Annotated in this window: 23 protein-coding genes; 17 read left to right on the top strand and 6 right to left on the bottom strand. The window is 57.7% G+C overall.

Annotated features, from left to right (window positions below; translation table 11 throughout):
• The first annotated feature begins 56 nt into the window (after positions 1-56).
• The 4 genes from ACS3QZ_RS18685 (at position 57) to ACS3QZ_RS18700 (ending at position 5,519) form a co-directional block, all read left to right on the top strand.
• Positions 57-1,421 (top strand): glutamine synthetase family protein, encoded by a 1,365-nt coding sequence (locus ACS3QZ_RS18685; RefSeq protein ID WP_456039172.1) that lies wholly within the window; start codon positions 57-59, stop codon positions 1,419-1,421.
• Between the two features lie 3 nt (positions 1,422-1,424).
• Positions 1,425-2,798 carry an aldehyde dehydrogenase family protein gene (locus tag ACS3QZ_RS18690; RefSeq protein ID WP_456039173.1) on the top strand — a complete coding sequence of 458 codons (1,374 nt, stop codon included), beginning with the start codon at positions 1,425-1,427 and terminating at the stop codon, positions 2,796-2,798.
• A gap of 5 nt (positions 2,799-2,803) precedes the next feature.
• The gene (locus tag ACS3QZ_RS18695) at positions 2,804-3,949 is read left to right on the top strand and encodes an iron-containing alcohol dehydrogenase (RefSeq protein WP_456039174.1); all 1,146 of its coding nucleotides are present in this window, start codon (positions 2,804-2,806) and stop codon (positions 3,947-3,949) included.
• 184 nt (positions 3,950-4,133) lie between these two features.
• Positions 4,134-5,519 carry an aspartate aminotransferase family protein gene (locus ACS3QZ_RS18700; RefSeq protein WP_456039175.1) on the top strand — a complete coding sequence of 462 codons (1,386 nt, stop codon included), beginning with the start codon at positions 4,134-4,136 and terminating at the stop codon, positions 5,517-5,519.
• Between the two features lie 133 nt (positions 5,520-5,652).
• Here the strand turns inward: ACS3QZ_RS18700 and ACS3QZ_RS18705 are convergent, their stop codons facing one another.
• Positions 5,653-6,054: a rhodanese-like domain-containing protein gene (locus ACS3QZ_RS18705; protein ID WP_093094680.1), complete on the bottom strand. Its 402-nt coding sequence runs from the start codon at positions 6,052-6,054 to the stop codon at positions 5,653-5,655.
• Between the two features lie 136 nt (positions 6,055-6,190).
• Here ACS3QZ_RS18705 and ACS3QZ_RS18710 point away from each other — a divergent pair, with 136 nt between their 5' ends.
• The 13 genes from ACS3QZ_RS18710 to ACS3QZ_RS18770 all read left to right on the top strand — a co-directional run bounded on the left by ACS3QZ_RS18710 (position 6,191) and on the right by ACS3QZ_RS18770 (position 20,411).
• Positions 6,191-7,456 (top strand): NAD(P)/FAD-dependent oxidoreductase, encoded by a 1,266-nt coding sequence (locus ACS3QZ_RS18710; protein WP_456039176.1) that lies wholly within the window; start codon positions 6,191-6,193, stop codon positions 7,454-7,456.
• A 115-nt stretch (positions 7,457-7,571) separates the two neighbouring features.
• The gene (locus tag ACS3QZ_RS18715; RefSeq protein ID WP_456039177.1) at positions 7,572-8,222 is read left to right on the top strand and encodes a TetR/AcrR family transcriptional regulator; all 651 of its coding nucleotides are present in this window, start codon (positions 7,572-7,574) and stop codon (positions 8,220-8,222) included.
• 36 nt (positions 8,223-8,258) lie between these two features.
• Positions 8,259-9,332: a C4-dicarboxylate TRAP transporter substrate-binding protein gene (locus tag ACS3QZ_RS18720; RefSeq protein WP_456039178.1), complete on the top strand. Its 1,074-nt coding sequence runs from the start codon at positions 8,259-8,261 to the stop codon at positions 9,330-9,332.
• A 78-nt stretch (positions 9,333-9,410) separates the two neighbouring features.
• Entirely contained in the window at positions 9,411-9,983 is a 573-nt protein-coding gene (locus tag ACS3QZ_RS18725) for a TRAP transporter small permease subunit (RefSeq protein WP_456039179.1), read from the top strand.
• Positions 9,980-11,287, top strand: coding sequence for a TRAP transporter large permease (locus ACS3QZ_RS18730; protein ID WP_456039180.1), 1,308 nt, complete (start codon positions 9,980-9,982; stop codon positions 11,285-11,287). Before ACS3QZ_RS18725 ends, ACS3QZ_RS18730 begins: the two co-directional genes overlap by 4 nt.
• 13 nt (positions 11,288-11,300) lie before the next feature.
• A complete protein-coding gene (locus tag ACS3QZ_RS18735) occupies positions 11,301-12,077 on the top strand; it encodes a cyclase family protein (protein ID WP_456039181.1) in 777 nt (258 codons plus the stop codon).
• A 5-nt stretch (positions 12,078-12,082) separates the two neighbouring features.
• Positions 12,083-12,973: a fumarylacetoacetate hydrolase family protein gene (locus ACS3QZ_RS18740; RefSeq protein ID WP_456039182.1), complete on the top strand. Its 891-nt coding sequence runs from the start codon at positions 12,083-12,085 to the stop codon at positions 12,971-12,973.
• On the top strand, positions 12,970-13,479 hold the full coding sequence (locus tag ACS3QZ_RS18745) for an OsmC-related (seleno)protein (RefSeq protein ID WP_456039183.1): 510 nt from the start codon (positions 12,970-12,972) through the stop codon (positions 13,477-13,479). Before ACS3QZ_RS18740 ends, ACS3QZ_RS18745 begins: the two co-directional genes overlap by 4 nt.
• A gap of 102 nt (positions 13,480-13,581) precedes the next feature.
• Positions 13,582-14,523, top strand: a complete 942-nt coding sequence (locus tag ACS3QZ_RS18750) for an aminotransferase class IV (protein WP_456039184.1) — start codon at positions 13,582-13,584, stop codon at positions 14,521-14,523.
• Between the two features lie 33 nt (positions 14,524-14,556).
• Entirely contained in the window at positions 14,557-15,456 is a 900-nt protein-coding gene (locus tag ACS3QZ_RS18755; protein WP_456039185.1) for a 2-dehydro-3-deoxygalactonokinase, read from the top strand.
• Between the two features lie 229 nt (positions 15,457-15,685).
• Positions 15,686-17,485 carry an FAD-dependent oxidoreductase gene (locus ACS3QZ_RS18760; protein ID WP_456039186.1) on the top strand — a complete coding sequence of 600 codons (1,800 nt, stop codon included), beginning with the start codon at positions 15,686-15,688 and terminating at the stop codon, positions 17,483-17,485.
• Entirely contained in the window at positions 17,482-19,362 is a 1,881-nt protein-coding gene (locus tag ACS3QZ_RS18765) for a 2-oxoacid:acceptor oxidoreductase subunit alpha (RefSeq protein WP_456039187.1), read from the top strand. Before ACS3QZ_RS18760 ends, ACS3QZ_RS18765 begins: the two co-directional genes overlap by 4 nt.
• Positions 19,362-20,411, top strand: coding sequence for a 2-oxoacid:ferredoxin oxidoreductase subunit beta (locus ACS3QZ_RS18770; RefSeq protein ID WP_093094691.1), 1,050 nt, complete (start codon positions 19,362-19,364; stop codon positions 20,409-20,411). Before ACS3QZ_RS18765 ends, ACS3QZ_RS18770 begins: the two co-directional genes overlap by 1 nt.
• 432 nt (positions 20,412-20,843) lie before the next feature.
• Here ACS3QZ_RS18770 and ACS3QZ_RS18775 read toward each other — a convergent pair whose 3' ends face one another.
• The 5 genes from ACS3QZ_RS18775 to ACS3QZ_RS18795 form a co-directional block, all read right to left on the bottom strand.
• Entirely contained in the window at positions 20,844-21,314 is a 471-nt protein-coding gene (locus ACS3QZ_RS18775) for an A24 family peptidase (protein WP_456039188.1), read from the bottom strand.
• Complete coding sequence (locus ACS3QZ_RS18780) at positions 21,304-22,182, bottom strand: helix-turn-helix transcriptional regulator (RefSeq protein WP_456039189.1); 879 nt, start codon at positions 22,180-22,182, stop codon at positions 21,304-21,306. Before ACS3QZ_RS18780 ends, ACS3QZ_RS18775 begins: the two co-directional genes overlap by 11 nt.
• Before the next feature lie 239 nt (positions 22,183-22,421).
• Positions 22,422-23,423 carry a type II secretion system F family protein gene (locus tag ACS3QZ_RS18785; protein ID WP_456039190.1) on the bottom strand — a complete coding sequence of 334 codons (1,002 nt, stop codon included), beginning with the start codon at positions 23,421-23,423 and terminating at the stop codon, positions 22,422-22,424.
• Positions 23,424-23,435: 12 nt separating this feature from the next.
• Positions 23,436-24,407: a type II secretion system F family protein gene (locus ACS3QZ_RS18790; protein WP_456039191.1), complete on the bottom strand. Its 972-nt coding sequence runs from the start codon at positions 24,405-24,407 to the stop codon at positions 23,436-23,438.
• Between the two features lie 3 nt (positions 24,408-24,410).
• Positions 24,411-25,805 (bottom strand): TadA family conjugal transfer-associated ATPase, encoded by a 1,395-nt coding sequence (locus ACS3QZ_RS18795; protein ID WP_456039192.1) that lies wholly within the window; start codon positions 25,803-25,805, stop codon positions 24,411-24,413.
• Positions 25,806-25,813: the final 8 nt, after the last annotated feature.

Below are 25,813 nucleotides of genomic sequence, written 5' to 3' on the forward strand. Positions count from 1 at the left end.
GCGGGGCGGCCAGTTGGCTGCCCCCTCCAAACCTATAATATGCAAGTGGACAAGCCATGCCTGGAACGCTGAGTTTCGATGCCCTGAAATCCCGTGTCGCAGACGGCACCATAGATACAGTATTGGTCTGCCTGGTGGACATGCAAGGCCGCCTGATGGGCAAACGGTTTCACGCGAACAATTTCGTAGAAACCTCATACAATGAAACACATTGCTGCAATTACCTGCTGGCAACTGATCTCGAGATGGCGACGCCCGAAGGCTATGCATCGACCTCGTGGCGTTCGGGCTATGGCGACTACGTAATGAAGCCGGACCTCGAGACAATCCGGCTTGTCCCTTGGCTTGAGGGCACCGCGATGGTGCTTTGCGATGTGCTGGATCACCATACGCATGAACCGGTGCCGCACTCCCCGCGCTCCATACTGAAAAAACAGATTGCACGCTTGGAGGCTCTTGGGTTCGAAGCGAAGATGGCAACGGAACTGGAGTTCTTTCTGTTCGAGAAAAGCTTTGACGAAATCCGTAAGGAAGGCTTCCGCAACCTTGAGCCGATTAGCGGGTACAATGAGGACTACCACATCTTGCAGACCACCAAGGAAGAAAGCGTGATGCGGCCTATCCGCAATCACCTATTTGACGCGGGTTTGCCCATCGAGAACACCAAGGGCGAGGCGGAAGCCGGTCAGGAAGAACTCAACATCCGTTATGACCATGCGTTGAACTGCGCCGACCACCACACCATCGCAAAACACGCGATCAAGGAGATTGCGTGGCAGAACGGGCATGCCGCAACCTTTCTGCCCAAGTGGCATCATGATCGCGTCGGATCATCATCGCATGTGCATCAATCTCTATGGAAAGACGGCGGCCCTGCATTCTTTGATCCTTCTGATAAGCTTGGCCAGTCGGATCTGATGCGTCACTACATGGCCGGTTTGATTGCCTTTGCGCCGGAGTACACCTATTTCCTTGCGCCCTATGTCAACAGCTACAAACGCTTTGCCAAGGGAACGTTTGCGCCCACCAAAACGGTTTGGTCTGTAGACAACCGCACAGCGGGCTTCCGCCTTTGTGGCGACGGCACCAAGGGGGTGCGCGTGGAATGCCGGATCGGCGGGTCCGATCTCAACCCCTACCTTGCGCAGGCCGCCATGCTGGCCGCGGGGATCAAGGGGATTGAAGACAAGATGGAGCTGGCACCCGCGACGGTTGGGGACGTGTATGAGGACGCCAAGGCGCAGGACATTCCGCAGACCCTGCGCCATGCCACCGAGACGCTGCGCAATTCGGCTTTCCTTCGCGAGGCGATGGGCGATGACGTGATTGATCACTATACCCGCGCAGCGGAATGGGAGCAGGAAGAGTTTGATCGTATCGTGACGGATTGGGAAGTCGCGCGTGGCTTTGAAAGGGCCTGACAAATGACCATCAGATGTATCTCGCCGATTGATGGATCGGTATACGCTGAACGAGAGACACTGAGCGCTCAGGAAGCGCGCGCGGCCGTAGCGCGCGCCACGGCAGCACAGGCAGATTGGGCGGGTCGCCCATTGTCCGAGAGGGTAGCGCTTGTGCAGGCCGGGGTGGCGCGTGTAGGCGAAATGAACGACGAAATTGTCCCGGAAATCGCCTGGCAGATGGGGCGCCCCGTTCGCTATGGTGGCGAATTCGGTGGGTTTAACGAACGCGCAAGCTACATGGCAGAGATCGCCGAAAGCGCGTTGGCCCCGATTGAGATCGAAGATAGCAGCGCTTTCCGGCGGGTCATCAAGCGCGTTCCGCATGGCGTGGTTTTCGTAGTTGCTCCGTGGAACTATCCCTACATGACGGCCATCAACACCGTTGCGCCTGCACTTATCGCTGGCAACACCGTTATGCTCAAACATGCGTCGCAAACGCCTTTAGTAGGTGAGCGCATGGCGGCCGCGTTCCACGCAGCCGGCATCCCAGAAGATGTTTTCCAGAACGTTTTCCTGGATCACCCCACAACATCCGAGCTGATCGCGGAACGTTCCTTCGGCTACGTGAACTTCACCGGCTCGGTCAACGGGGGCAAGGCCATGGAGGCTGCGGCCAGCGGGACGTTTACCGGCCTGGGACTGGAACTTGGTGGCAAGGACCCCGGCTATGTCATGGATGATGCGGATCTGGACGCTGCGGTGGACACGCTTATAGATGGTGCCATGTTCAACTCGGGGCAGTGTTGCTGTGGGATAGAACGGATATACGTCGCCGAATCGCTGTTCGATCAGTTCGTGGAAAAGGCCGTGGCGATTGTGAGTGACTACAAGCTCGGTAACCCGCTCGACCCTGAGACGACGCTTGGCCCGATGGCACATGTACGCTTTGCGGATGAAGTGCGCGGGCAAGTGGCCGATGCGGTAGCAGCAGGCGCGAAAGCGCATATCGATCCGGCGCTATTTCCGCAGGACGGCGGCGCGTACCTAATGCCGCAAATCTTGACCAATGTAACCCACGACATGCGTGTAATGCGTGAAGAGAGCTTTGGCCCGGTGGTTGGCATCATGCCGGTACGCGATGATGCCGAAGCGATCGCCCTGATGAATGACAGTGACTTTGGTCTGACCGCATCGTTGTGGACCAAGGACACCTCGCGGGCGGAAGCAATTGGCGATCAGATTGAAACTGGAACGGTTTTCCTGAACCGCGCAGACTATCTTGATCCGGGCCTGTGCTGGACTGGCTGCAAAGACACAGGGCGAGGCGGTGGCCTGTCCGTCATCGGCTATCACAATCTGACTCGACCCAAATCATACCACCTGAAAAAGGCCTGAAGAACATGTCACTTACTGCAAACTGGTCCTATCCGACATCGGTGCGTTTCGGCGCGGGCCGCATTTCGGAAATCGCTGATGCCTGCGCGGCGGCCGGGATAAAAAAGCCGCTGCTGATCACGGATCGCGGGCTGGCGAACATGGACATCACGCAACGCACGCTGGATTTGCTTGAAGAGGCCGGGTTGGGACGGGCGATCTTTGCCGATGTCGATCCTAACCCGAACGAAAAGAACGCCGAGGCAGGGGTAAAAGCGTTCAAGGACGGTGGTCACGACGGCGTTGTGGCTTTCGGCGGAGGTTCGGGGCTGGACCTTGGGAAACTGGTGGCATTCTGGGCAGGTCAGACCCGCCCCCTCTGGGACTTCGAGGATATCGGGGATTGGTGGACGCGTGCAGATGCGGACACTATTGCCCCAATCGTGGCTGTGCCGACCACGGCAGGCACAGGTTCAGAAGTTGGTCGGGCCTCGGTGATCACCAATTCCGAAACCGAGGAAAAGAAGATTATCTTCCATCCGAAGTTCTTGCCGACCGTTGTGATTTGTGATCCGGAGCTCACCGTGGGAATGCCCCCGTTCATAACGGCGGGAACCGGGCTTGATGCTTTTGCACATTGTGTCGAGGCATTCAGTTCGCCGCATTATCATCCGATGTCACAGGGGATGGCCCTGGAAGGTATGCGGCTTGTCAAGGAGTACCTGCCGCGCGCCTATGCGGACGGGTCGGATATCGAGGCTCGGTCGCATATGATGTCGGCCGCCGCCATGGGTGCCACGGCATTCCAGAAAGGGCTGGGAGCCATTCATGCGTTGTCCCATCCGATCGGGGCGATCTATCACACACACCATGGCACGACGAATGCGGTCTGTATGCCAGCTGTGCTTCAATTCAACCGACCCGCTATCGAAGTCGTTTTTGCTCAGGCCGCAAATTATTTGGGGATTGCGGGGGGCTTTGAAGGGTTCTGTGCCTATGTCGATGAACTGAACGATTCTCTAGGAATTCCCAAATCACTTGCCGGTTTGGGTATCGAAAACCCTGATATCGACCGGATCGTGCAAGGTGCGTTGATTGACCCGAGCACTGGCGGCAACCCGATTGAGATGACGGCAGAGAATACACGCGAGCTGTTGCTCAAAATCGTTTGAAGGCCCTCAGCTGGAGTCTCGCCGGACACGTTTCGACCTGCCTGAAAGCGCAGGGGGATGGGCGGCCTGCAAAGCGGATGCGCGGATGACCAAAGGTCAGCCGCTAATGCGCACAGATTGAATGGGCGGGACTGAAATGCTAGCGCCATGGTGGAGAGAAAGCGCCGAAACAGGAGACACGCTGATGACACGCCAAAACTCGACCGCGGAATTGGACAAGGCCGCGCATCTGCATCCCTATACCAACGCCCGTAAGCTCGAGGCCGAGGGGCCCCGTGTGATGGCGGAAGGGGATGGTATTTTTGTGCGCGACGAACAAGGAAACGAGTATATCGAAGGTCTCGCTGGCCTTTGGTCCGTCGCGGTCGGTTTCAATCAGAAACGCCTTGTGGATGCGGCTGCGGAGCAGATGGCCAAACTGCCCTATTACCACGTGTTCGCTCAGAAAACACACGGTCCGGCAGCGCGTCTTGCTGACAAGTTGGTCGAACTCACCCCCGAGCATCTGACCAAAGTGTTCTTCACCAACTCGGGCTCCGAGGCGAACGACACGGTGATCAAGCTGATCTGGTTCCTCAACAACGCGTTGGGCCGCCCGGAAAAGAAAAAGTTCATCGCCAGAACCGGTGGATATCACGGTATCACCGTGGCCTCGGGATCATTGACAGGTTTGCCGTGGAACCACGCGGGCTTTGACCTGCCCGCGATCCCGGTTCGCCATGTGACCACGCCGCACGCATATTTCTTTGCCGACGAAGGCGAGAGTGAGGAGGCGTTTTCCCAGCGTCTGGCCGACGAGATCGAAGCGACAATTCTGGAAGAAGGGCCGGAAACCATCGCCGCCTTTATCGGCGAGCCCCTGATTGGCGCGGGTGGGGTTCTGGTGCCACCTGCGGGGTATTGGCAAAAAGTGCAGGCCGTGTGCCATAAGTACGATGTTCTACTGATTGCGGATGAAGTCATCACTGGCTTTGGTCGGACGGGCAAGATGTTCGCTTCCGACACGTTCGGCATCACTCCTGATATCATGGTGTTGTCCAAGCAGATCACATCGTCCTACCAGCCTTTGGCTGGGATCATGATGACGGATGCCATCTACGAGGCGATTGCGGATCACTCGGAAAAGCTTGGCACGCTTGGTCACGGGTTTACCGGCACCGGGCACCCCGTTGCGACAGCCGTCGGGTTGGAGAACATCGCCATCATCGAAGAACAGGATCTTGTCGGCAACGCGGCGGCAATGGGAAAGGTTCTGCAGTCTGAACTGGCGCGTTTTGCCGATCACCCGCTTGTAGGTGAAATACGCGGTGTTGGTTTGATTGCTGCTGTTCAACTGGTCGCAGACAAGTCCAGTCGCACCCGGTTTGATCCGGAAGGCAAAGTCGGCGCGTTCTTTTTCGAACGCGCGCATGATTATGGTTTGATTATCCGCAACATCAAGGACGCGATCGCCTTTTGCCCGCCTTTGATCATCACCGAAGAACAGGTGTGCGAGATGGTCGCCCGGTTCGGGAAAACGCTCGAAGACACGCTGGCTTTTGCCGAGGCCGAGGGATTGGTGGGGCGCTGACTCGCCACCATCAAGCGTACGTTGGGTTCAGGCCGTCTCGATGGACTGAACCGACGCCATCCGGAGTACGAGGTTCACGAATTTCGTTTTCGCGTTCAAGGATGGGCTTCCTGCCACGCGATTACGGCTCCCATCACGCCGGGGAGGATGGGAATGCGACCGGGCCGCCATGCTTTTCCCAGGTCGAGAACCCTTCTTTCAGGTGGGCAGCTTCGAACCCCATGTCGTTGAGCAAGGCGACCGATAACGCTGAACGCCAGCCACTTGCGCAGTGAAAGACGAACTTCTTTGGCTCGGCGAAAATCTCTTTGAAATATGGGCTTTCAGGGTCTACCCAGAATTCGAGCATACCTCGGGGGCAATGAAAACTGCCGGGGATGTAGCCTAGTTTCTGACGCTCTCGGACATCTCGCAGGTCAACGATGACAACGTTCGGATCGTTTGCCATCCTGATCAGGTCCGAAGTTTCGATTTCTTCGATCCGGTCGCGTGCTTTTTGGACCATCTCGGCGGAAGATGTCTTGAGGCGGTTCATGACTTATCCCTCCATTGTCGCGCATGTCGTTAGCCTGCCGTCTTGTTGACACACCGGAATGTGTGCCGCAAGTTGTCCACGCTTCGCCCGGTCCGGGCGTGATACCTCCACATCTCAAAATATTGGATTCCGGGCTATGAGTGAGCCGATCTCAATGTGGGACCTGACGGCCCGCGAACCTGCATGCACCGAAGCTCTGGACGGTGATGCCGCTTGTGATGTTGCGATTGTTGGCGGGGGCTATACTGGCCTGTCGACTGCACTGCATTGCGCCGAGGAAGGGCTGGCCTGCCATGTACTTGAAGCAAACCAGATCGGGCATGGCGGATCGGGTCGGAACGTCGGTCTGGTCAATGCTGGCCTTTGGTTGCCGCCTCAGGATATCGCCAAGCATCTGGATAATAAAACGGCGCGTGGCCTGGTCGAGACGATGGGCAACATGCCGAACTATGTGTTCGAGTTGATCGAAAAGCACCAGATACGATGTGAACCGGTCCGAAATGGTACTATTCATGCGGCACACTCTCCGGGCGGATATCGGGGATTGGAACGCCGGGCAGAAGGATGGAGGCAGATGGGGGTGTCTGTTGATCTGCTGGATGCCGAAGAAACCGCGCGCAAGACCGGGTCGCTTCGGTTTCATGGTGGTTTATTGGATCGCCGTGCGGGCACGGTGAACCCAATGGGGTACGCACGCGGACTGGCACGGGCCTCGCTGAGTGCTGGCGCAACCATCTCAACCGGAACAAGGGCGCTGCGCCTTGAACGCGCAGGGGAGGGGTGGCGGGTCATTACCGACCGTGGTTCGGTTTCCGCCCGATATGTGGTGCTGGGAACGAACGCCTATTCGGACGACCTTTGGCCCGGATTGCGTCAGACCTACACGATGATTCACTTCTTTCAGCTGGCAACCGCCCCCTTGGGCGCGCGCGCTGCGCATATCCTGCCTGAAGACCAGGGGCTTTGGGACACGGCACCTGTCATGTTTTCGTTGCGGCGCGATGCGGCGGGGCGCCTGTTCATAGGATCAATGGGGGCTGCATTGGGCGGTAGGTCGGGCTTGTCACAGCGGTGGGCCACGGCAACGCTGAGACGTCTCTATCCGGAATTGGGCCGTGTGAAGTTTGAAAACGTCTGGCACGGCCAGATCGCGATGACCCCGGACCACGTGTTCCGCATATTCAAACTGGCTGACGGGCTTTTTGCGCCCTGTGGTTACAACGGTCGCGGTATCACCACGGGCACCATGTTTGGCAAAGCGCTGGCCGACCTGTTTGCAGGAAAGAATGAACAGCCCTTCCCCATACCGGTGACAACGCCCACACCTGTGAGTTTCCGGAGAACAAAAACTGGATTCTACCACACGGCTTTTGCTGCGTCCCAGCTTCTGAGAAGTTTCTGAAGGCGCTTTCTCAAAAGGTATGCAAACCGCTTTTAACAAAAACATTGACTCAAGAGCTTTCCAGCGAAAAAACTGACTGGGCGATCAGTTAGGGGATTGATGGAGGTCAACCTTGATGCCAGCTGCGGCAAAAATTCAAAAAGGCGGAGAAAACAGGTTCGATGCCATTCTGGATGCGGCCGAAGTCGAATTTGCCGAAAGTGGCTACGATGGCGCCTCATTGCGCGTGATTGCGCAACGCGCAAATGTGGCCCAAGCGCTTATTCACTATCATTTCAAGAACAAGTCGCGGTTATTTGAGGCGATGGTCGCGCGGCGCGCCGAATTCATTAACGGTACGCGTGCTGCTCTGCTCGCGGCACTTTTTGACCAGCCGCAAGACCCGACGCTCGAAACCGTCGTGGATTCCCTGTTTCGCCCGACAATTGAAGTCGGGCGCGAAGATGAAGAGGATATGGGTGCGTACGCGCGCATACTTGCGTCTGTTGCCAACTCGGCGGATGCGCGCGATCAGGCATTGGCTGAGAAATACTATGATCCGATCGCGATCAAATACATTGACGCCCTGCAACGCGTCGTTCCCGGATTGAGCCGTCCAGATGCCGTCTGGGCATATTTGTTCGCGATTGGCGTGGGCGTGACGATGATGGCCAAAACAGGCCGGCCTGGGCGTCTGTCAGAGGGGGCGTGTGATGATCGCGATGCTGACGCCATGATGTCCAGAATCGTGCCATTTGTATGCGGAGGCATCCGCGCGCTGGTTTGAGGAGACCGGCAGAGTTAAAACTGGGAGGAGAAGAAAGTGAAACAGTTTCTGAGAAGCGGCGTTCTGGCCGCAGCTCTGGCGGTTGCCGGGGTGGGAGGCGCTGGTATGGCGCTGGCCGAAACGATGAACGTGACCATCGTTGCCGGGCATCCGCCCGTCTTTCGTTGGGTCAAGCATGCAAGCCAGACGTTCATACCGGCGGTGAACAAGGCGTTGGAAGGCAGTGGGACAACCATCGAATGGTCCGAACAATATGGTGGGTCGCTCGCAAAGGTCGGCGAAGAACTTGAGGCGGTGGAAGAGGGGCTGGCCGAAATTGGGCTGGTGTCGTCGTTGTTTGATCCCGCAAAGCTGGCCCCGCAGAACGTGACCTATTTCACCCCATTTGTTGTTTCGGACAGTACGCTGGTCAGCGAATGGATGGACAAGCTGCAAAGCAGCAACGCCGACATGAAGGCCGCTTGGGAAGCGAACGGTCTCGAGTATCTCGGGGGGGCCATCGGGATTGATGACTACCTTTTGATGACCAACTTCCCCGTCAAAAGCATAGGGGATCTCGAAGGCCGCAAAATTGGCGCGCCCGGACCGGCGGTGAACTGGTTGAAGGGGACCGGTGCGGTGGGCGTGTCTGGTAATCTGACCACCTATTACAACGAGATAAAGACAGGTGTTTATGACGGTGTGATTGTGTTCGCGTCGGCGGCGTTGCCGGGCAAACTGCACGAGGTCGCGCCCTATATCACCAAAGTCGGTTTTGGCGCGCAATACGCGGGCGGGTTTGCCGCGAACAAGGATTGGTTCGATGGTCTTGATCCGTCCGTGCAACAGGCTCTGCGCGACGCAGCCGAGGCCGACCGTATCGCCTATCATGCCGATCTGGACGCATCGGTTTCCAAGTTTCTGGAGATAATGACGTCACAGGGGGCAACCGTGACCGAAGTTGACGAGGGTTTCCGCGCTCAGTGGGCTGCGGGTATGGACAATGTCGCCAAGGTTTGGGCCGAAAAGCTTGACGGCTCCGGCGTCAACGGAACCGGTGTACTCAAGGACTACATGGATACGATGCGGGCCGCTGGCGCGCAGCCTGTACGCAATTGGGATCAGGAATAACCTGCCCGTTTGACCTTGACCAAGCGCCCAAGTGTGGGCGCTTGGTTCCAAGCCATCCAGAGAAAGAGCGGGCATTCGATGACCCAGAACAAGGTGGAAGCCGAGAAGGCATCAATTGGCCCGCATTGGTTTCGTCTGCTTCAATGGACGGTAGACGGCACAACAGCGGCTCTGAACGTGACCGGCACGGTACTCATCGTGGGTATTATGTTGCTGGTCAATCTGGATGTTTTCGGTCGTAACTTCCTGGACGCGCCGATATCCGGCGTTCCGGAAATGGTGTCGATGTCCATTGTTGCCATCGTCTTCCTGCAAATCGCCCAAGCCTTTCGCAAGGGGCGTTTGACCCGAACCGAGGCTTTGCTTGGCTTTCTGGACAAGCGGGCCCCCAAGCTTCGACACGGAGTCGACTTTCTATTCGCCATCGCCTCTGTCGCCTTGGTCTGGCAACTCTATGCCGCCTCTTGGCCTCTGTTCGTGAAAAGCTGGAAGCGAGGAACCTTCGAAGGCACGGTGGGTGATTTTACTGCCCCGGTCTGGCCTGTGAAGCTCATCATCCTGATTGGGTGTATCGCCCTGATCATCCAACTGATCATGTTCGCCGCGACGGCCCTGTTCAGACTGTTCGGCTATCAGGAGACCGATGCATGAGCCCGTTCGAAATCGGAATGGCGTCCTTTGGCGTGATGGTTGTGCTGGTTTACTTAGGGCTCTGGGTGCCTTTCGCGCTCATGCTGTCGTCTTTTGGTGGCGTCTGGTTGATCAAGGGATCGCCTGTACTAGCGGGTAAGCTTCTCGCCCTAGCGGCAAGCAAGACCATTTCCAGCTACTTTTTCGGGGTCGTGCCCCTGTTCGTGTTGATGGGCTATATTGTCTCGGTGTCGGGAATGGGGCGCGACGCGTTCGATGTGGCCAATCACCTGTTTCGCCGCCTCAAGGGGGGGCTTGGGATCGGGACTGTTGGCGCGAATGCCATTTTTGCCGCGATTACAGGAATTTCTATTGCGTCCGCTGCCGTGTTCACGCGGATCGCAGTTCCAGAGATGATGCGGCATGGCTATTCGGCGCGGTTTTCGGTCGGGGTGGTGGCCGGGTCGTCCGTTTTGGGGATGCTGATCCCGCCATCCCTGTTGTTGATCCTTTATGGGTTGCTGACGGAGCAATCGGTCGGAGACCTGTTTATCGCGGGCGTTCTTCCGGGCGTGGTGCTGGCGCTGCTTTTTGGCGGAGGTATCTGGCTGACCGCTCATCTGAACCCGTCTGGACTAGGGTCGATGCGGGATGCAGATGACATGCCTGTGCTCAGCCAGAGGGAGTTGTTGGTCAAGGGCTTGCCATTGGCACTTTTGATCGGTCTTGTGCTCGGCGGGCTATACGCCGGGTTCTTTACGCCGATCGAAGCGGGGGCCGTCGGCTGCCTTGGGGCGATCGTCATTGGATTGGCGCGGCGTTCGCTGAGCTGGCGCGATTTCTGGCAGGTTTTGAACGACACAGGGCTTGTCACCGCGTCCATCTGTTTTCTGATTATCGCGGCCCAGATGTATTCACGCATGTTGGCTCTCTCAGGGGTTCCGGCAGAATTTGGCGGCCTTGTTGCGTCTGCAGATATCGGTTTCTGGGGGGTAATCCTTGCCTATGTGGGGCTGGTAATCGTCATGGGGACGGTCCTAGACAGTTCTTCCATCATGCTCATTCTCGTGCCGCTTATGCTGCCGGTCCTAGCCACGATGCAAGTTGATCTGATCTGGTTCGGGATCGTCACCATCATCGCGGTCGAAATCGGGTTGCTGACACCGCCATTCGGTATCTCGGTCTTTGTTATCAAGTCCGCCTTGGACGATCCCGAGATCACGCTGGGCGACATTTTCCGAGGCGCGGCACCCTTTGCCGTTCTCATGCTGGTCCTTCTGGGACTGGTTCTTGTTTTTCCACAACTCGCCACTGCACTCATCTAGGAAAGGAGCCGCCATGCCCCGCCGATACGTAGACCTGTCTGTGCCGCTCGAAGCTGGCATCGTCAGTGATCCGCCGATCATGCTGCCCGAAATCACATATATGACCCATGAACAGACTGCCGAACAGGTGATGTCGTTTTTTCCTGGTCTGAAGAAAGAAGACCTGCCAGGAGGTGAGGGCTGGGCCGTCGAGATGCTGCAGATTGCAACGCATAACGGCACCCATCTGGATGCGCCTTACCATCATCATTCAACCATGAATAACGGCGAGCGCGCGATCACCATCGACGAGGTGCCGCTTGAGTGGTGTTTCAATCCGGGGGTCAAGCTGGACTTTCGCCATTTTGATGATGGCTATGTCGTGACGGCAGCGGATGTGGAAGCGGAACTCGAGCGGATTGGTCACGAGTTGCGCCCGCTGGATATCGTCGTGGTCAACACGTCCGCCGGGGCGCATTACGGCAAGCCCGACTACCTTATGAAGGGGTGTGGTATGGGGCGAGAGGCGACGCTCCACCTGCTTGAACGGGGTGTGCGTGTGACGGGGACTGACGCATGGAGTTGGGACGCGCCCTTTGCTCTGACAGCGCAGGAATATGCCAGGACCGGGGATCCAAAGATCATCTGGGAAGGGCACCGCGCTTCGATGGAGATCGGATACTGCCATATGGAGAAACTCACGGCGCTGGAAACGCTTCCCGCCAGCGGGTTCGAGATTTCCTGTTTCCCCTACAAGATCAAAGGTGCCAGCGCGGGCTTTACGCGCGCCGTGGCGATTTTCGAGGAGTAAACGAAATGCGATTGGGAACGGTTGCCCACTTGGGCGCGCAGAAGGTTGTGGCCGCAAGTGAGGATGGTTTGGTCGTGCTCGCGCAGTTCGGTGACATGCTGGCGTTGATCGAGGCCGGGCAGAAGGGGTTGGATCAGGCGGCAGAGGCCTTGAACGCGCGTGTCGAGGTTTTGGACGAAGGAGACGTACGGTTCCTGCCGCCGATCATGCCGGTGCAATACCGCGATTGCCTTGTTTTCGAGGAGCATCTGATCAACAGCTTCGCCGCGGCGACCAAGATGACGGGACGCGCTTTTGACATACCGCCGGTCTGGTACAATCAGCCGATCTACTACAAGGGCAACCGTATGTCCTTTGTCGGGCACCGGGCGGATGTTGAATGGCCGGCTTATGCGGAGTTTCTTGATATCGAACTGGAGATGGCGATAATCGTCGGGCGCAAGGGGCGGGACATCAAACCAGAAGACGCCGAGGATTATATCTTTGGCTATTCCATCCTCAACGATGTCTCTGCGCGGGATGCGCAGATGCAGGAAATGCCGGGACAGCTTGGCCCTGCCAAGGGCAAGGATTTTGACACCGGTAACATCCTGGGTCCCTACATCCTGACAGCGGATGAGGTGTCGCATCCGGTTTCGTTGAACATGGAGGCGCGGGTCAATGGCGAGCGCTGGGGCGGTGGAAATTCGGCGCAGATGCACTATGATTTCGGTGCCATACTCGCCCACATCTCGGCTTCGGAAACGCTTTATCCGGGTGAAGTGATCGGGTCGGGAACGGTGGGAACCGGCTGTGGGCTGGAGATTGGCAAGAAGCTTCAACCCGGCGATCTTTTTGAACTTGAGATTGAAAAGATCGGAACGCTGGCCAACCGGATCGTGAGGCAAGGCAAATGAGCGATGCGGTGACACCCGAGACCATGCCGCAAAGGGCGGTGGTGCAGTTTGATTGCCACGGTCAGGCGGTTGGCAAGATGCGCAACGAACTGGAAGTGCGCATGGTCAAACCGTTCGAGGAACGGTTTGAACTCGCCACCGACGAAGGCCCGTTCCACGGAGGGGACAGCAGCGCGCCGCCACCGCTTGCGCTGTTTGTGGGTGGACTTACGGGGTGCATCATGACGCAGATTCGGGCCTTTGCGAAACGGCTGGGTGTGCCGCTCAAAGACCTGTCTGTCGATGTACGCGTGCAATGGGATTGGGCGGCCCGTGAGAGGGTGTATGAAACGGCTCCGAAGGCGTTCGAGATCGACATCGCGTTGGATAGCGACGCGGATTTGAAAGACCAGATGGCATTGATTGATGCGGCGAAGAAGGGGTGTTTCATCGAGCAAACACTTGGCCAGAGCAACAGGATCCGGCACCGCCTTCGGCAGGGAAGTGACTGGATCGAGGTTGATTGAACCCGCGATTTCAAGCCGGGTGCGAAAGACATTGGAACGCGGTCCGGGATTGCCTAGGGTGCAGCGCAACAGCCATACCCAACCGGCAGGATGGAGCCTTTGATGAACACCCCCAACCATTCAACACATGACGCCCAGGCGGATGATCGCAACGAACACATCAGGATCTATGTGAACGGCGAGCTTGTTCCCAAGCAGGAGGCCGTTGTGTCGGTCTATGACAGCGGCTTCATGCTGGGCGATGGTATGTGGGAGGGGATGCGGCTTTATGACGGAGAATGGGCCTTTTTTGACGAGCACATGGACCGGTTGTTCAGCTCACTGAAGGCGGTTTCGCTGGATATTGGTCTCGGGCCCGAGGATATTCGCGATATTCTGGATCGCACGGCCGCGGCCAATGGCATGACTGACGATGCGCATTGCCGGTTGATGATCACGCGGGGGCGCAAGGCGAAGCCATTCCAGCATCCGGGGCTGTCGCGCTTTGGGCCGACGATTGTTGCGATTGTCGAGCATTCCAAACCGGCTGAAAGCCTGCAGAAAGCGGGCATCCGGCTGGCGTCGGTGCCGCAGGTGCGGGGCTTGCCTCATAGTCAGGACGCCAAGTTCAACAGCCATTCCAAGCTGAACTGTGTGATCGCCTGTTTGCAGGCTGAGCAGGCGGGAGCGGATGAGGCGCTGATGCTGGATCCGCATGGGTTCGTGAACACGACCAATGCCTGCAACTTTTTCATCGTGCGGCGGGGCGAGGTTTGGACCTCGACCGGGGATTATTGCATGAACGGCGTGACGCGCCAGAAGGTGATCAACCTCTGCCACGAGAATGCCATCCCTGTGCGGCAAAAGAACTTTTCCCTTTATGAAGCCTACAGCGCCGATGAAGCCTTTTTGACGGGGACCTTTGGCGCGCAGACACCGGTGGCCGAGATTGACGGGCGCAAGATTGGCACGGATGCCGGGGCAGGGCCCGTGACCAAGCGCATTCGGGGGCTCTATAAGGCGCTGATCGCCGAGACGGTTGCGCGCCAGAAAGCGAACCGATAATCCCACAACTCAAGCTGAACCCGGAGCCGTGACATGACCGCAAACGAAAGCTGGATTGCCGTGGACATCGGAGCTTCGGCCATGCGGGCGTGGAAGGTCGTGGGCGAGCAGGCAACCGGGCCTGCACGACAGGTTGCGGCCCCAGGCTCCTATACCGCCGAGGCGTTCGAAAGCCTTTTGCTGGAGTTGATCGGTGAATGGCTTGGCGCAGCTCCAAGCTGCGTTCTGGTCAGCGGGTTCGGACATGTTCAGGGGGCAGCGCCGATGGTGCCCTACGTAGAGGTGCCTTTGAAGCCCGGAGCCCTCAAGCCGGTGCATATCCCGGTGTCAAACCCGCGGATCAGGCTTTTCGGCGTCCCGGGAACACGGCAGGCACGGCCCGTGGACGTGACCCGGGGCGAAGAGGTTCGTATTGCCGGGTTTCTCGCGCGCAACCCTTCATGGGATGGGGTGATCTGCTGTGTCGGGCGCGTGACCACCTGGGCGCATGTGAGCGCGGATGAGTTGGTCAGCTTTCAGGCTGCTGTGACGGGTGAGATGTTCGAAGACCTATCCCACAATGGCTCAATGTCGGCAGAAGACTCCGTGACATGGGATGGGGATGCTTTTGATGACGCCTTGGATGCGACCCTGTCGCGCCCCGAGACTTTGGCGATGCGTCTGCATGGGCTGCGCGCGCAAAAGGCGCTGGGCGCGTCCGATGACAAGGTGCTTGTTTCTGCGTTGGCGGGGTGTCTCGTCGGGGCGGAGCTGGGGGCCAGCCGACCCTATTGGCTGGGGCAGCGGGTGGCGGTGATTGGCGATTGCCCACTTGTGTCTCGCTATGAAGTGGCGCTGGAACGACAAGGGGTTCCGGTCGAGCGGATGGCCGCCGAAGAAGCGACGCTGGAAGGTTTGCGAGGTGCAAACAGGGTTTTGATGCAGGCTCCCTGACTGGACTGTGTGGGCGAGATTTCCGACAGTCGCGCAGGCCATTCTCTGTCGCGCAGACGAGGCGCTCTCGCTTGGGGCGCAATAAAGTGTCGCAGTTGGATAAAAAACCGACAGATTTGAAATTCTGATCTTTACAGCCCGGCATTCTCGGCGCTTTCTGTGTGTACCGTCGTGTACCGCGCGGCGGCTCTGCCAGACCCGTGTTTTGGGTCGAGCGATGGAGGACCCCTTGAAGCCGACTGATATCCAAGACCCTGAGTATTTCCACAAAGTTGTAGATTGCCAGTTTGCCTGCCCGGCACATACGCCGGTGCCCGAGTACATCCGGCTGATCGCTCAGGAACGCTATACCGATGCCTACATGATCAACTGGGAAAGCAACGTTTTCCCCGGTGTTCTGGGGCGAACCTGCGACCGACCCTGCGAGCCGGCCTGCCGGCGTGGGCGTGTCGAGGAAGAACCCGTGGCGATATGCCGTCTGAAACGGGTCGCTGCAGACTTCAAGGACGACGTGAAGGGCCTTTTGCCCGGTGCGGGGCCGAAGAACGGCAAGAAAGTCGCTCTGATTGGGGGCGGCCCGGCCTCTCTGACCGTGGCGCGGGACCTCGCGCCGCTTGGCTACGAGCTGCATCTCTACGATGAACATGCCAAGGCGGGCGGCTTCATGCGGAGCCAAATCCCCGCCTTCCGTCTGCCCGACGAGGTGCTGGACGAGGAAGTGGGCTATGTGCTCGACATGGGCGTACACACCCATTTCAACAAATACGTGGATAGCCTGCAAAGCATCCTTGATCAGGATTACGACGCGATCTTCGTCGGCTGCGGCGCGCCGCGAGGCCGCGACCTGCCCAACCTGCCGGGGCGCAAGGAAGCCGACAAGAACATCCATATCGGCATCGACTGGTTGTCGAGCGTGGCGTTCGAACACACAAAAAGCATCGGCAAGCGCGTGATCGTGCTTGGCGGCGGCAATACCGCGATGGACTGTTGCCGGACCTCGCGCCGGCTGGGCGGCGAGGACGTCAAGGTGATCGTTCGATCGCCGTTCGAAGACATGAAGGCCAGCCCCTGGGAAAAAGAGGATGCCATTCACGAGGGCATCCCGATTCTCGACAACCACGTTCCGAAAGAATTTGTGGTCAAAGACGGCAAGCTGGCCGGTATGAAATTCGAAAAAGTCGAAGCGCAATACGACGCAGAAGGTAAACGCAGTCTCGTCCCAACCGGTGAAGATTTGGTTTATGTCGAGTGCGACGACGTTCTGATCGCCATCGGACAGGAGAACGCCTTTCCCTGGATCGAGAAATCGACAGGGGTTCGGTTCACCAGCTGGGGGACGCCGATCATCAATGATGATGAGACCTTCCAGTCGACCAACAAGCGGGTGTTCTTTGGCGGAGATTCCGCCTTTGGCCCGGCCAATATCATCACTGCGGTGGCGCATGGCCACAAGGCGGCGGTGTCGATCGACATGTACTGCAACGGGCTGAACCCCGAAGTGAATCGTCCTGCGCCTTATGTTACGCTTGTCAGCCAGAAGATGGGCATTCACGAATGGAGCTATGACAGCATCCCGGTCACCGACAAGCGCGAGGCGGTGCCTCTGGTCGAGTTGGAAGAGGCGCTGAAGAGCAAAACGCTTGAGGTGGAGCTGGGCTTTGATGTCGAGACCGCATTCGTGCAGGCCGAGCGCTGTCTGAACTGCGACGCGCAGACGGTGTTCACGGATTCGGCCTGTATCGAATGTGATGCCTGCACCGACATCTGCCCGACAAGCTGTATCAGCTTTGTCGAGAATGCCGAGGAGCCCGAGTTGCGACAGAGTCTGCTGGTTCCGGCAGAGAATGCCGAGCAGGATCTCTATGTGTCCGGTGAGTTGGCCACAGGCAAGGTCATGGTCAAGGACGAGGACGTGTGCCTGCATTGCGGACTGTGCGCCGAGCGGTGCCCGACGGCGGCTTGGGACATGCAGAAATTCTATTACACAATGGCCAAGGCGGCCCCGGTTCTGGTGGAGGCGGCAGAATGAAACAGATCAAGGGCATCAATGATTTTGTCGTCAAGTTCGCCAACGTGAACGGCACCGGGTCGGCCAGCGCCAACCACCTGTTCGCCAAAGCGATTTTTCGCATGGGCATTCCCGTGTCCCCGCGCAATATCTTTCCGTCCAACATTCAGGGTCTGCCCACGTGGTACGAAGTGCGCGTGAGCAAGAAGGGCTATCTTGGCCGTCGGGGTGGCGTGGACATGATGGTCTGTGTGAACCCGCAGAGCATGGAGAAGGACATCGCCAGCGTCGAGCCGGGTGGCTATTTCCTCTATGACTGCACCAAGCCTCTGGCCAATCACATGAAGCGGGATGACATCACCATCATCGGCATCCCGCTGACCGAGATGTGCATGAAGGAATTCCCGGTTCCGCGTCTGCAACAGCTGTTGAAAAACGTGGTGTATGTCGGAGCCCTGGCGGCGCTTCTGGATATTGATTTCCGGGTACTGAAGGACCTGTTGAACGATCAGTTCAAGGGTAAGGAAAAGCTGATCTCGTCCAACGTGCATGCGCTGGAGATGGGCTATCAATATGCCAAGGAAAACTATGCTTGCCCGCTGCCGATCCGGTTGGAATCAGGGGGCAACGTTGCGCCGCATATCCTTGAAACGCCGCATATTCTGATGAACGGCAACACCGCCGCCGCGCTTGGCGCGATCTATGGCGGCGCGACGGTGGCCGCGTGGTATCCGATCACGCCTTCGACAAGTGTCGTGGATGCCTTCGCCAAATATGCCGAGCGGATGCGGATCGACGCGGGCACCGGCAAGAAGAACTTTGCCATCGTGCAGGCCGAAGATGAGCTTGCGGCAATGGGGATGGTCATCGGTGCAAGCTGGAATGGGGCGCGGGCCTTTACCGCCACCTCGGGGCCGGGCGTGTCGCTTATGAGCGAGTTCCTCGGGTTGGCCTATTTCGCGGAAATTCCTGCCGTTCTGATCAATGTGCAGCGCTCTGGGCCCTCGACGGGGATGCCGACGCGCAGCCAGCAATCGGATGTGCTCGCCTGTGCCTATGCCAGCCACGGTGACACCAAGCAGGTGCTGCTGTTCCCGGCGACGCCGCAGGAATGTTTCGAGATGACGGTGCAGGCGTTTGACCTGTCTGAACGTCTGCAAACGCCGGTCATCATGATGTCGGACCTTGATCTTGGCATGAACGACTGGATGTCGCCGCCGTTGGAGTGGGACGACAGTTACGAGATGGATCGGGGTAAGGTTCTGGACGCCGAAGGGCTTGATAACGCGGAGAAATGGGGGCGGTATCTGGATGTGGACGGCGACGGAATCTGCTATCGTACGCTGCCCGGCACGCACCCGGAGAAAGGCGCGTTCTTTACCCGTGGGTCCTCGAAGAACGAGATGGCGGTCTATTCGGAGAGCGGCGAGGATTACGTGCAGAACGTGGACCGTTTGCTGCGCAAGTTCGAGACGGCCAAGTCCTATGTGCCCAAGCCCAAGACGCATCCGCCGATCAAGGTGAAGAAACCAAAGACCGATCTCAGGCTGGGGGCGCTGTTCTTTGGCACCTCGGCGTCACCGGCTTATGAGGCGGTCGAGATGCTCGCGCCCGAGGGGTATCCGATTGATACCATGCGCATCCGCGCCTTCCCCTTCCATCAGGATGTCGATCAGTTCATCCACGATCACGACATGGTCTTCGTGATCGAGCAGAACCGGGACGGGCAGATGCGCCAGTTGATCATGAACGAATGCGAGATTGCACCTGATCGGCTGACCTCGGTGCTGAACTATTCCGGTACGCCGATCACGGCGCGCACCATTGCCCACCAGATTCGACAGGCGCTCAAGACCAAGAGCGCCGAGATTGTGCCCCTGAAACGGGAGACTGCCTGATGTCTTATATCAAACCGAAATTTCGCCATCCCCGCCTGCCGACCAACAAGCTGGGCTTTACCGTGGCCGATTATGACGGGGCCATTTCGACGCTGTGCGCAGGCTGCGGGCATGACAGCATCTCGGCGGCCATTCGCAATGCCTGTTTCCAGAGCGCGATCCCGCCGCACCGGATTGCAAAGGTTTCCGGCATTGGCTGTTCGTCGAAGATGCCGACCTATTTCCTTGGAAAATCCCATGGTTTCAACTCGGTACATGGGCGGATGCCGTCGGTGGCGACGGGGGCGAGCCTAGCCAACCGGGACCTGACCTATATCGGGGTGTCGGGCGATGGGGACACGGCCTCGATCGGGATGGGGCAGTTCATCCACCTGATCCGCCGCAATGTGAACATGACTTATATCGTCGCCAACAACGGCTGTTACGGCCTGACCAAGGGGCAGGACAGTGCGACGGCGGACCTCGGGTCGGTTGCCAAGGGCGGTGCGGTGAACCCGTTTGACGGGATCGACCTTGCCGCGCTGGCGCTGTTGCAGGGGGCGAGCTTTGTAGCGCGCTCTTTCTCGGGGGACAAGGGGCAGCTGGAACCGCTGATCCGCGCGGCGATGGCGCATAAGGGCTTTGCCTTTATCGACGTGGTCAGCCCTTGTGTGACCTTCAACAACCACGTCGGCTCGACCAAGAGCTACGCCGAGACGCGCGAACATCTTGATGCGATGCCGCTGGATTTCGTGCCGATGCGCGAGGAGATCACGACGCAATATGCCGAGGGTACAACACAGGCGGTGACGCTGCATGACGGGTCTGCGATCCATCTTAAAAAGGCGGATGCGACCTATAAGGCCAATGACCGGCGCGCGGCGATGGACGTGGTGCAGCAGGCGCATGCGGATGGGAGGATCCTGACCGGGCTGTTGTATCTGGACCCGGATTCGCAGGACCTGAACCAGAACCTGAACCTCGCGACCCGGCCCCTGAACGAGCTGGGCAAGGACGAGCTGTGTCCGGGCTCCAAGGTGCTGAAGTCGATCAACGAGGGGCTGCGCTAGGGCATCCGTTAACGATTGAAAACAGCGGCGCGCGGGGCGGGGTGGCTTCGCGCGCCGAATCGTTTCTTAACGCCTTGTTTTGTTGGGTTTCGGCCTTCGGTAACGCGTCGGTTTCACGTCGGTATTGCGTCGGTATGGATTTGCGGTTTTTGCGAAACGGCTGGAGTTAACGCGGCGTGCGCGCAACGGATCGGCACGCGCGCGCGATCCACGAATATCGTGTTTCTGATCCGACGCGCGGTCCTGGAGCAAACTATTTTGAGGCTGGGATCGTCCCGTGTGGAAACACAGCCGTGAAACCAAACTCTTGGTGGCTGTCACGCCTTCGCAATTCCTGCAGGGCATGAAAACCCTCTGGAGTCGTCTACCTGGACCTCGTGTCGGGCAAGAGAAGACTCCGTTCGAATGGAGAGCCACGCAATAGCTGCCGCCCTAAAGAACGGCTGGGAAAATGATGCCTGCCAAAGCAATGGAGAGCCCCATCGGGTACCCTCGTCCAACGGTGAGGCTGACATAGTTGGAATTGGAGGTATCGACGCAGCGGCGCGCGATGAGGATGATCGCAATGCCGATCAATATCGTGGTTGACAACGTGAATGCAAAATGTGCGATCGAGATTGCGTTTGCGGGCACAAAGAGCATCAATGCGGCAATCGCCTTGACATCTCCTCCGCCGACAAGCCCGAGGATGAAGGCAACAAAGCCGAACACCAACACAGCCGTAGCGATACCGGCGCGCAAGATGATTTCATCCGTGTTCAGCATGAATGGCGCGAAGATTGCAAAGACCGCAACCATGCACAGGACCAGCCAATTCGGAATGCGCATGTGTTTGACATCGCTTGCGGCCATGTAGGCCAGCAACGGAACCAGAAGCAAAAGGAGCAACACATCAGGCGACATTTCGTTCTTCCCAAGATTGGAGAGTTCTCCCAGGTGCGGCATGCAACATGAGCCGCTGCAACAGCTCGGGTTGCGAAGCCGTTTCGGTTTTCGCGTAGATATTGCGGAGATGCGTTCGCAGCGTTGAAATACCAATGGACAACTCATCAAGAATGGCTTCGTTGTTCAGCCCCGAGCTGAGAAGAACGCAAACACGGTATTCGGCTCTGCTAAGCCTGCAAGGGTTGTCCACTGCAAGAAGATCGGTGTTTTCGCCAGATTTTGCATCGGCCAATAGATCGGAATGTGCGTTACGATGACAGTTTTTTACCAACAGACCCATGCTCCTTGATTTCCACGCAGTTGCGAGAGTTGCTCCAATCAGTTCGAGGTTGTCCAATTTCGCCGCGTGTACCGCCGACGGAAAATGCATTTCCAGAAAGTCACTGCTGTTCGCGTGATGAGCCAGCGGGATGACAATGGATTCGACCAGTCGTCGCTGAGTCAAGGGACGCGAAATTCGGTTCTGTTGCCCAAAATCAGAAACGTGGGCGTGCCAAACTGACCCAATTTTTGCCGCGGAAAAATATTCGCCGCAGACCATTTTGGCGCAGGGAACACGATACCCGGAAATATCGCTCGCGAGATTGGCCCGACGATCAAAAGCCACGATACGTGTAATTGCAGTCCGATCGACATGTATCGAGTGGTCGATGCGGGTCACTGCAGCAAGTTCACCACCAAATGCGTCACATATTTTTTTGAGAGCATCCGTAAGACGGATGCCGCCCTGTACCGCCTGACACCAAGAGGCCACGGCCTCGATGCAGTATGTGCCTACCGTTCTTTCCGGATGGTCGGCAGCTGAATAAATACCTTTTCCATACATCCAAACAAAGTCCCAAGGATATTGCACCGCCCCTGGAGAAAATTGCCCCAGCGCCGATACGCACCCCCACCAAGGAGACTCAACGATGTTTGGGCGGGCACAGTCAAATTTCCGCCACAAAGTAGCCAGATTTGCGGCTGATTATGACTGCAACTCGAAACACTCTTCTGTTTTGGTCCCGAATATTGCTTGTTGGATCAACAATGCGGGTAACTATCAATTGAAGTGCGCGCGCCGCCTTATCCCGAAAAAACCCGGATATAGCGAATCACAACCGGGCCGATTGTGACCATGACAACGGCGGGTAGCATCAGAGAGGCAAGCACCGCCGACATTTTGACGGGAAGCTTGTTTGCCATCTCCTGTGCCTTCAATTCGCGCGTGACCCGCATTTCCTGGGCGTATGTCGTCAATGCTTCGCCCATGCTTGTCCCGAACTGCATCGACTGCACGACAACCGTGGAAAAGGAGCGCACCATATCGACCCCGGTATTGCGCGCCATGGCTTGAAGCGCCTCTTCCCGACGGCGGCCGGCGTTGACCTGATGTTGGACGGTGAGAAACTCGAATGCGATTTCGGGGGACACGCTGGCGAGCTCATTGGCGACGCGCGTCATTGCCGCATCAAATCCGAGTCCCGCTTCGATGGCAACTTGCAGCAGATCGAGCGCGTTGGGGAAGCTCTCGGTGATGCGAAGCTGGCGTTCCTTGATCCGCCCGTCCAACCAGATCGCAGGGAGGTAGTAGCCGGCGGCCACTGTAACGGCAACAATCTGGATCACGTTGAAGCGGCTGAGGTCGAGCAGTTGTTGGGCCACGACGTCGGGCAAAGGAAACCCTGGAGTTTTCGATGCAACAACCAGAAAGACGAATAGGAGCGGCAGGATGACGCCCAAACCGATCCGTACCAGCGTGTAAATCCGTAAGGCGTGCGGTGAGGTGTAGCCCGCGTGACGAAATTTTTGCTCAATCTTGTACTGTTGTTCTTCGTCGCTCGGCAGTGCGGCTCTAAGGATCCCCTTGGGCGTTTTTACCGTTTCGCGCAACAACCCTTTTTGGAACCGCGCGTCTGCCTTGGCCAGTCGGGTGTTTGCAATGCGTTCGGCCGCGGGGTTTCGTTGGCCAATGGCAACGACCAGGGAGACAAAAAACACAGCGGCGCCAATGCCCACTCCAGCGAGAACCAGAAAGTCCGGTGAGATACTGAAACCTGTGGAAATGAAAGAAAGATACTGTTCCATTTCGGGATCTCCTTAGACGCGGAAGTGCACAATTTTGCGCAAGACAAGGAAATTGAGACCTGTCAGAGCGGCAATCGTTGCCATCATCGGGATGAAGAGCGGATCCTCGCGAACGCCACCGAAGTAGGTCGGGTTGGTAATGTTTGTGAATGCGAATATCAGAACCGGAAGTGCGGAAAGGAAAATGGCTGTCAGGCGACCTTCGGATGAAATCGCTTGAATTTTTTGCCGCATCGTCAGCCTACCCCGGATGACCTTTGCAAGAATTGTGATAACTCGCGCCAGATCGCCACCAGTTCCGTGCTGGATGCCGATGCTTGCGGAAAGATATTGTACATCTTCCAAACCGACGCGGTCGGCGAATTCCTGAACGGCGTCGGGCAGATCGTCACCGAAGCTTATTTGATCGAAAATGATCCCGAATTCGGTCCCGATTGGTTCGGGCATCTCGGCGGCCACCGAGCCGATCGAGATGTTGAGAGGGTGGCCAACACGCAACCCGCGCGCCATCAAGTCAAGCGCATCGGGCAGCTGCTCGACCAGCTTTTTCATACGCGCGTCGCGACGTGCCTTTACCACGAGCAGCGGAGTCAAAAATCCCAGGCCGAGGCCAGTCAATGCTGCCGTGGCCGGTGGCAGGGGAACCGAAGCGAAGCCAAAGATCGTGGCTGAGGCAAGACTGCAGAGGAATAGAAAACGCGACACATGTATGGTCATTCCCGCTTGTGCCAGCATGTTGGGCAAATCGCGCAACAGCGGTAGTTTCACCCATATTCCTGTTGTTCGAGCGGGTTTGAGCACCGACAGGATTTCTTCGATGTCGGCCCCGTTGTCGATCATCTGCATCCGGCGATTGCGCGCTTCGGTTCTTGTTTCACCGCGCTGCGCCAGTTGAAACACACTGGTCATAACCAACAGGATGCCGAGGAAGGTTCCCGCATAGACCATGTAGTTGAGAACATCGGTTGTCAGAAAATCATCCATTGCTCAAACCTCCGTGGCGCGAAACGCCTGCGGGTCCAAGTTGATCCCTGCTGCCAGCAAGCGGTCCATGCATCTCGGGCGTACGCCCGTTGGAATGAACCGTCCCAGAACCTCGCCTGTTTCGGAACGCCCTTCGCGGCGAAACACGAAGACATCCTGCATCGACAACACATCGCCCTCCATGCCTGTGATCTCGGAAATGCTCATGACGCGCCGCTTGCCGTCGGAAAGCCGGGACAATTGCACGACAAAATGCAGCCCCGATGCGATTTGGGCCCGAATTGTTCCAATCGGGAAGTCAACACCCATCATCGTGACCATCTGTTCTAGGCGGCTGATTGCGTCGCGGGCGGAATTTGCGTGCACGGTTGTCATCGAGCCATCGTGACCGGTGTTCATCGCTTGCAACATATCAAAGGTTTCGGCACCCCGAACCTCGCCAACGATGATACGGTCCGGACGCATGCGGAGTGCGTTGCGCACAAGCTCGCGCTGACCGACTGCGCCATTTCCTTGCGGTGAGGGTGGGCGGGTTTCGAGGCGTACTACATGGCGTTGTTGCAGCTGGAGTTCAGCGGCATCCTCGATGGTGACGATCCGCTCGCGTTCATTGATGAAGGATGAGAGAGCATTCAACATCGTCGTTTTTCCGGAGCCGGTGCCGCCGGAAATAAGGATATTCATGCGCGCCTCGACCAAAGCATTCAAAAGGGTGGCGGCCTGTTCGGAAAGTGCCCCGGTCTCAATCAGGTTTTCCATGGTCAATGGCTGGGCCGAGAACTTCCGAATTGACAAGGAAGGTCCATCAATGGCGCAGGGACGGATGATCGCGTTCACCCGGCTGCCGTCTTCAAGACGGGCATCCACCCAGGGTTGGCTTTCGTCGACGCGCCGGCCAACCCGGCTGACGATCTTGTCAATGATGCGCACCAGATGCTTTTCATCGCGGAACCGAATGGATGTCGGTTCAAGAACACCGAACCTTTCAACAAAAACATCCTGATGACCGTTGACCAGAATGTCGTTCACCGTCGGATCTGCCAAAAGCGGTTCGAGCGGGCCAAAGCCAAGCAGCTCGTGCAGGAGTTCGTCGATCAGGCGGTTGAAATCCGATCCGCTCAGAGGTTCGCCGGATTCTTTCAACCATTCACCGACCGCAACGGCAACTTCCCGGCGCAATACGTCCGGTTCGACCTTGTCGACCACCGAAAGGTTGAGGCGATCAAGCAGCGCTTCGTGCAGGCGGGTCTTCAGGTCGAGCCATTTCGTGAGCTCGGTGTCTTCGGGATGCAGATTTACGAGAACGTTGTTTGGTTGGGCGGCCCCATTGCTCGCTGTGGGCAGGACTACGACACGATCTTGCTTTTCGACCTTGGACTTGCTGAAATTGTTGAACACGACCTGAG

The sequence above is a fragment of the Shimia sp. W99 genome, from assembly GCF_053851455.3.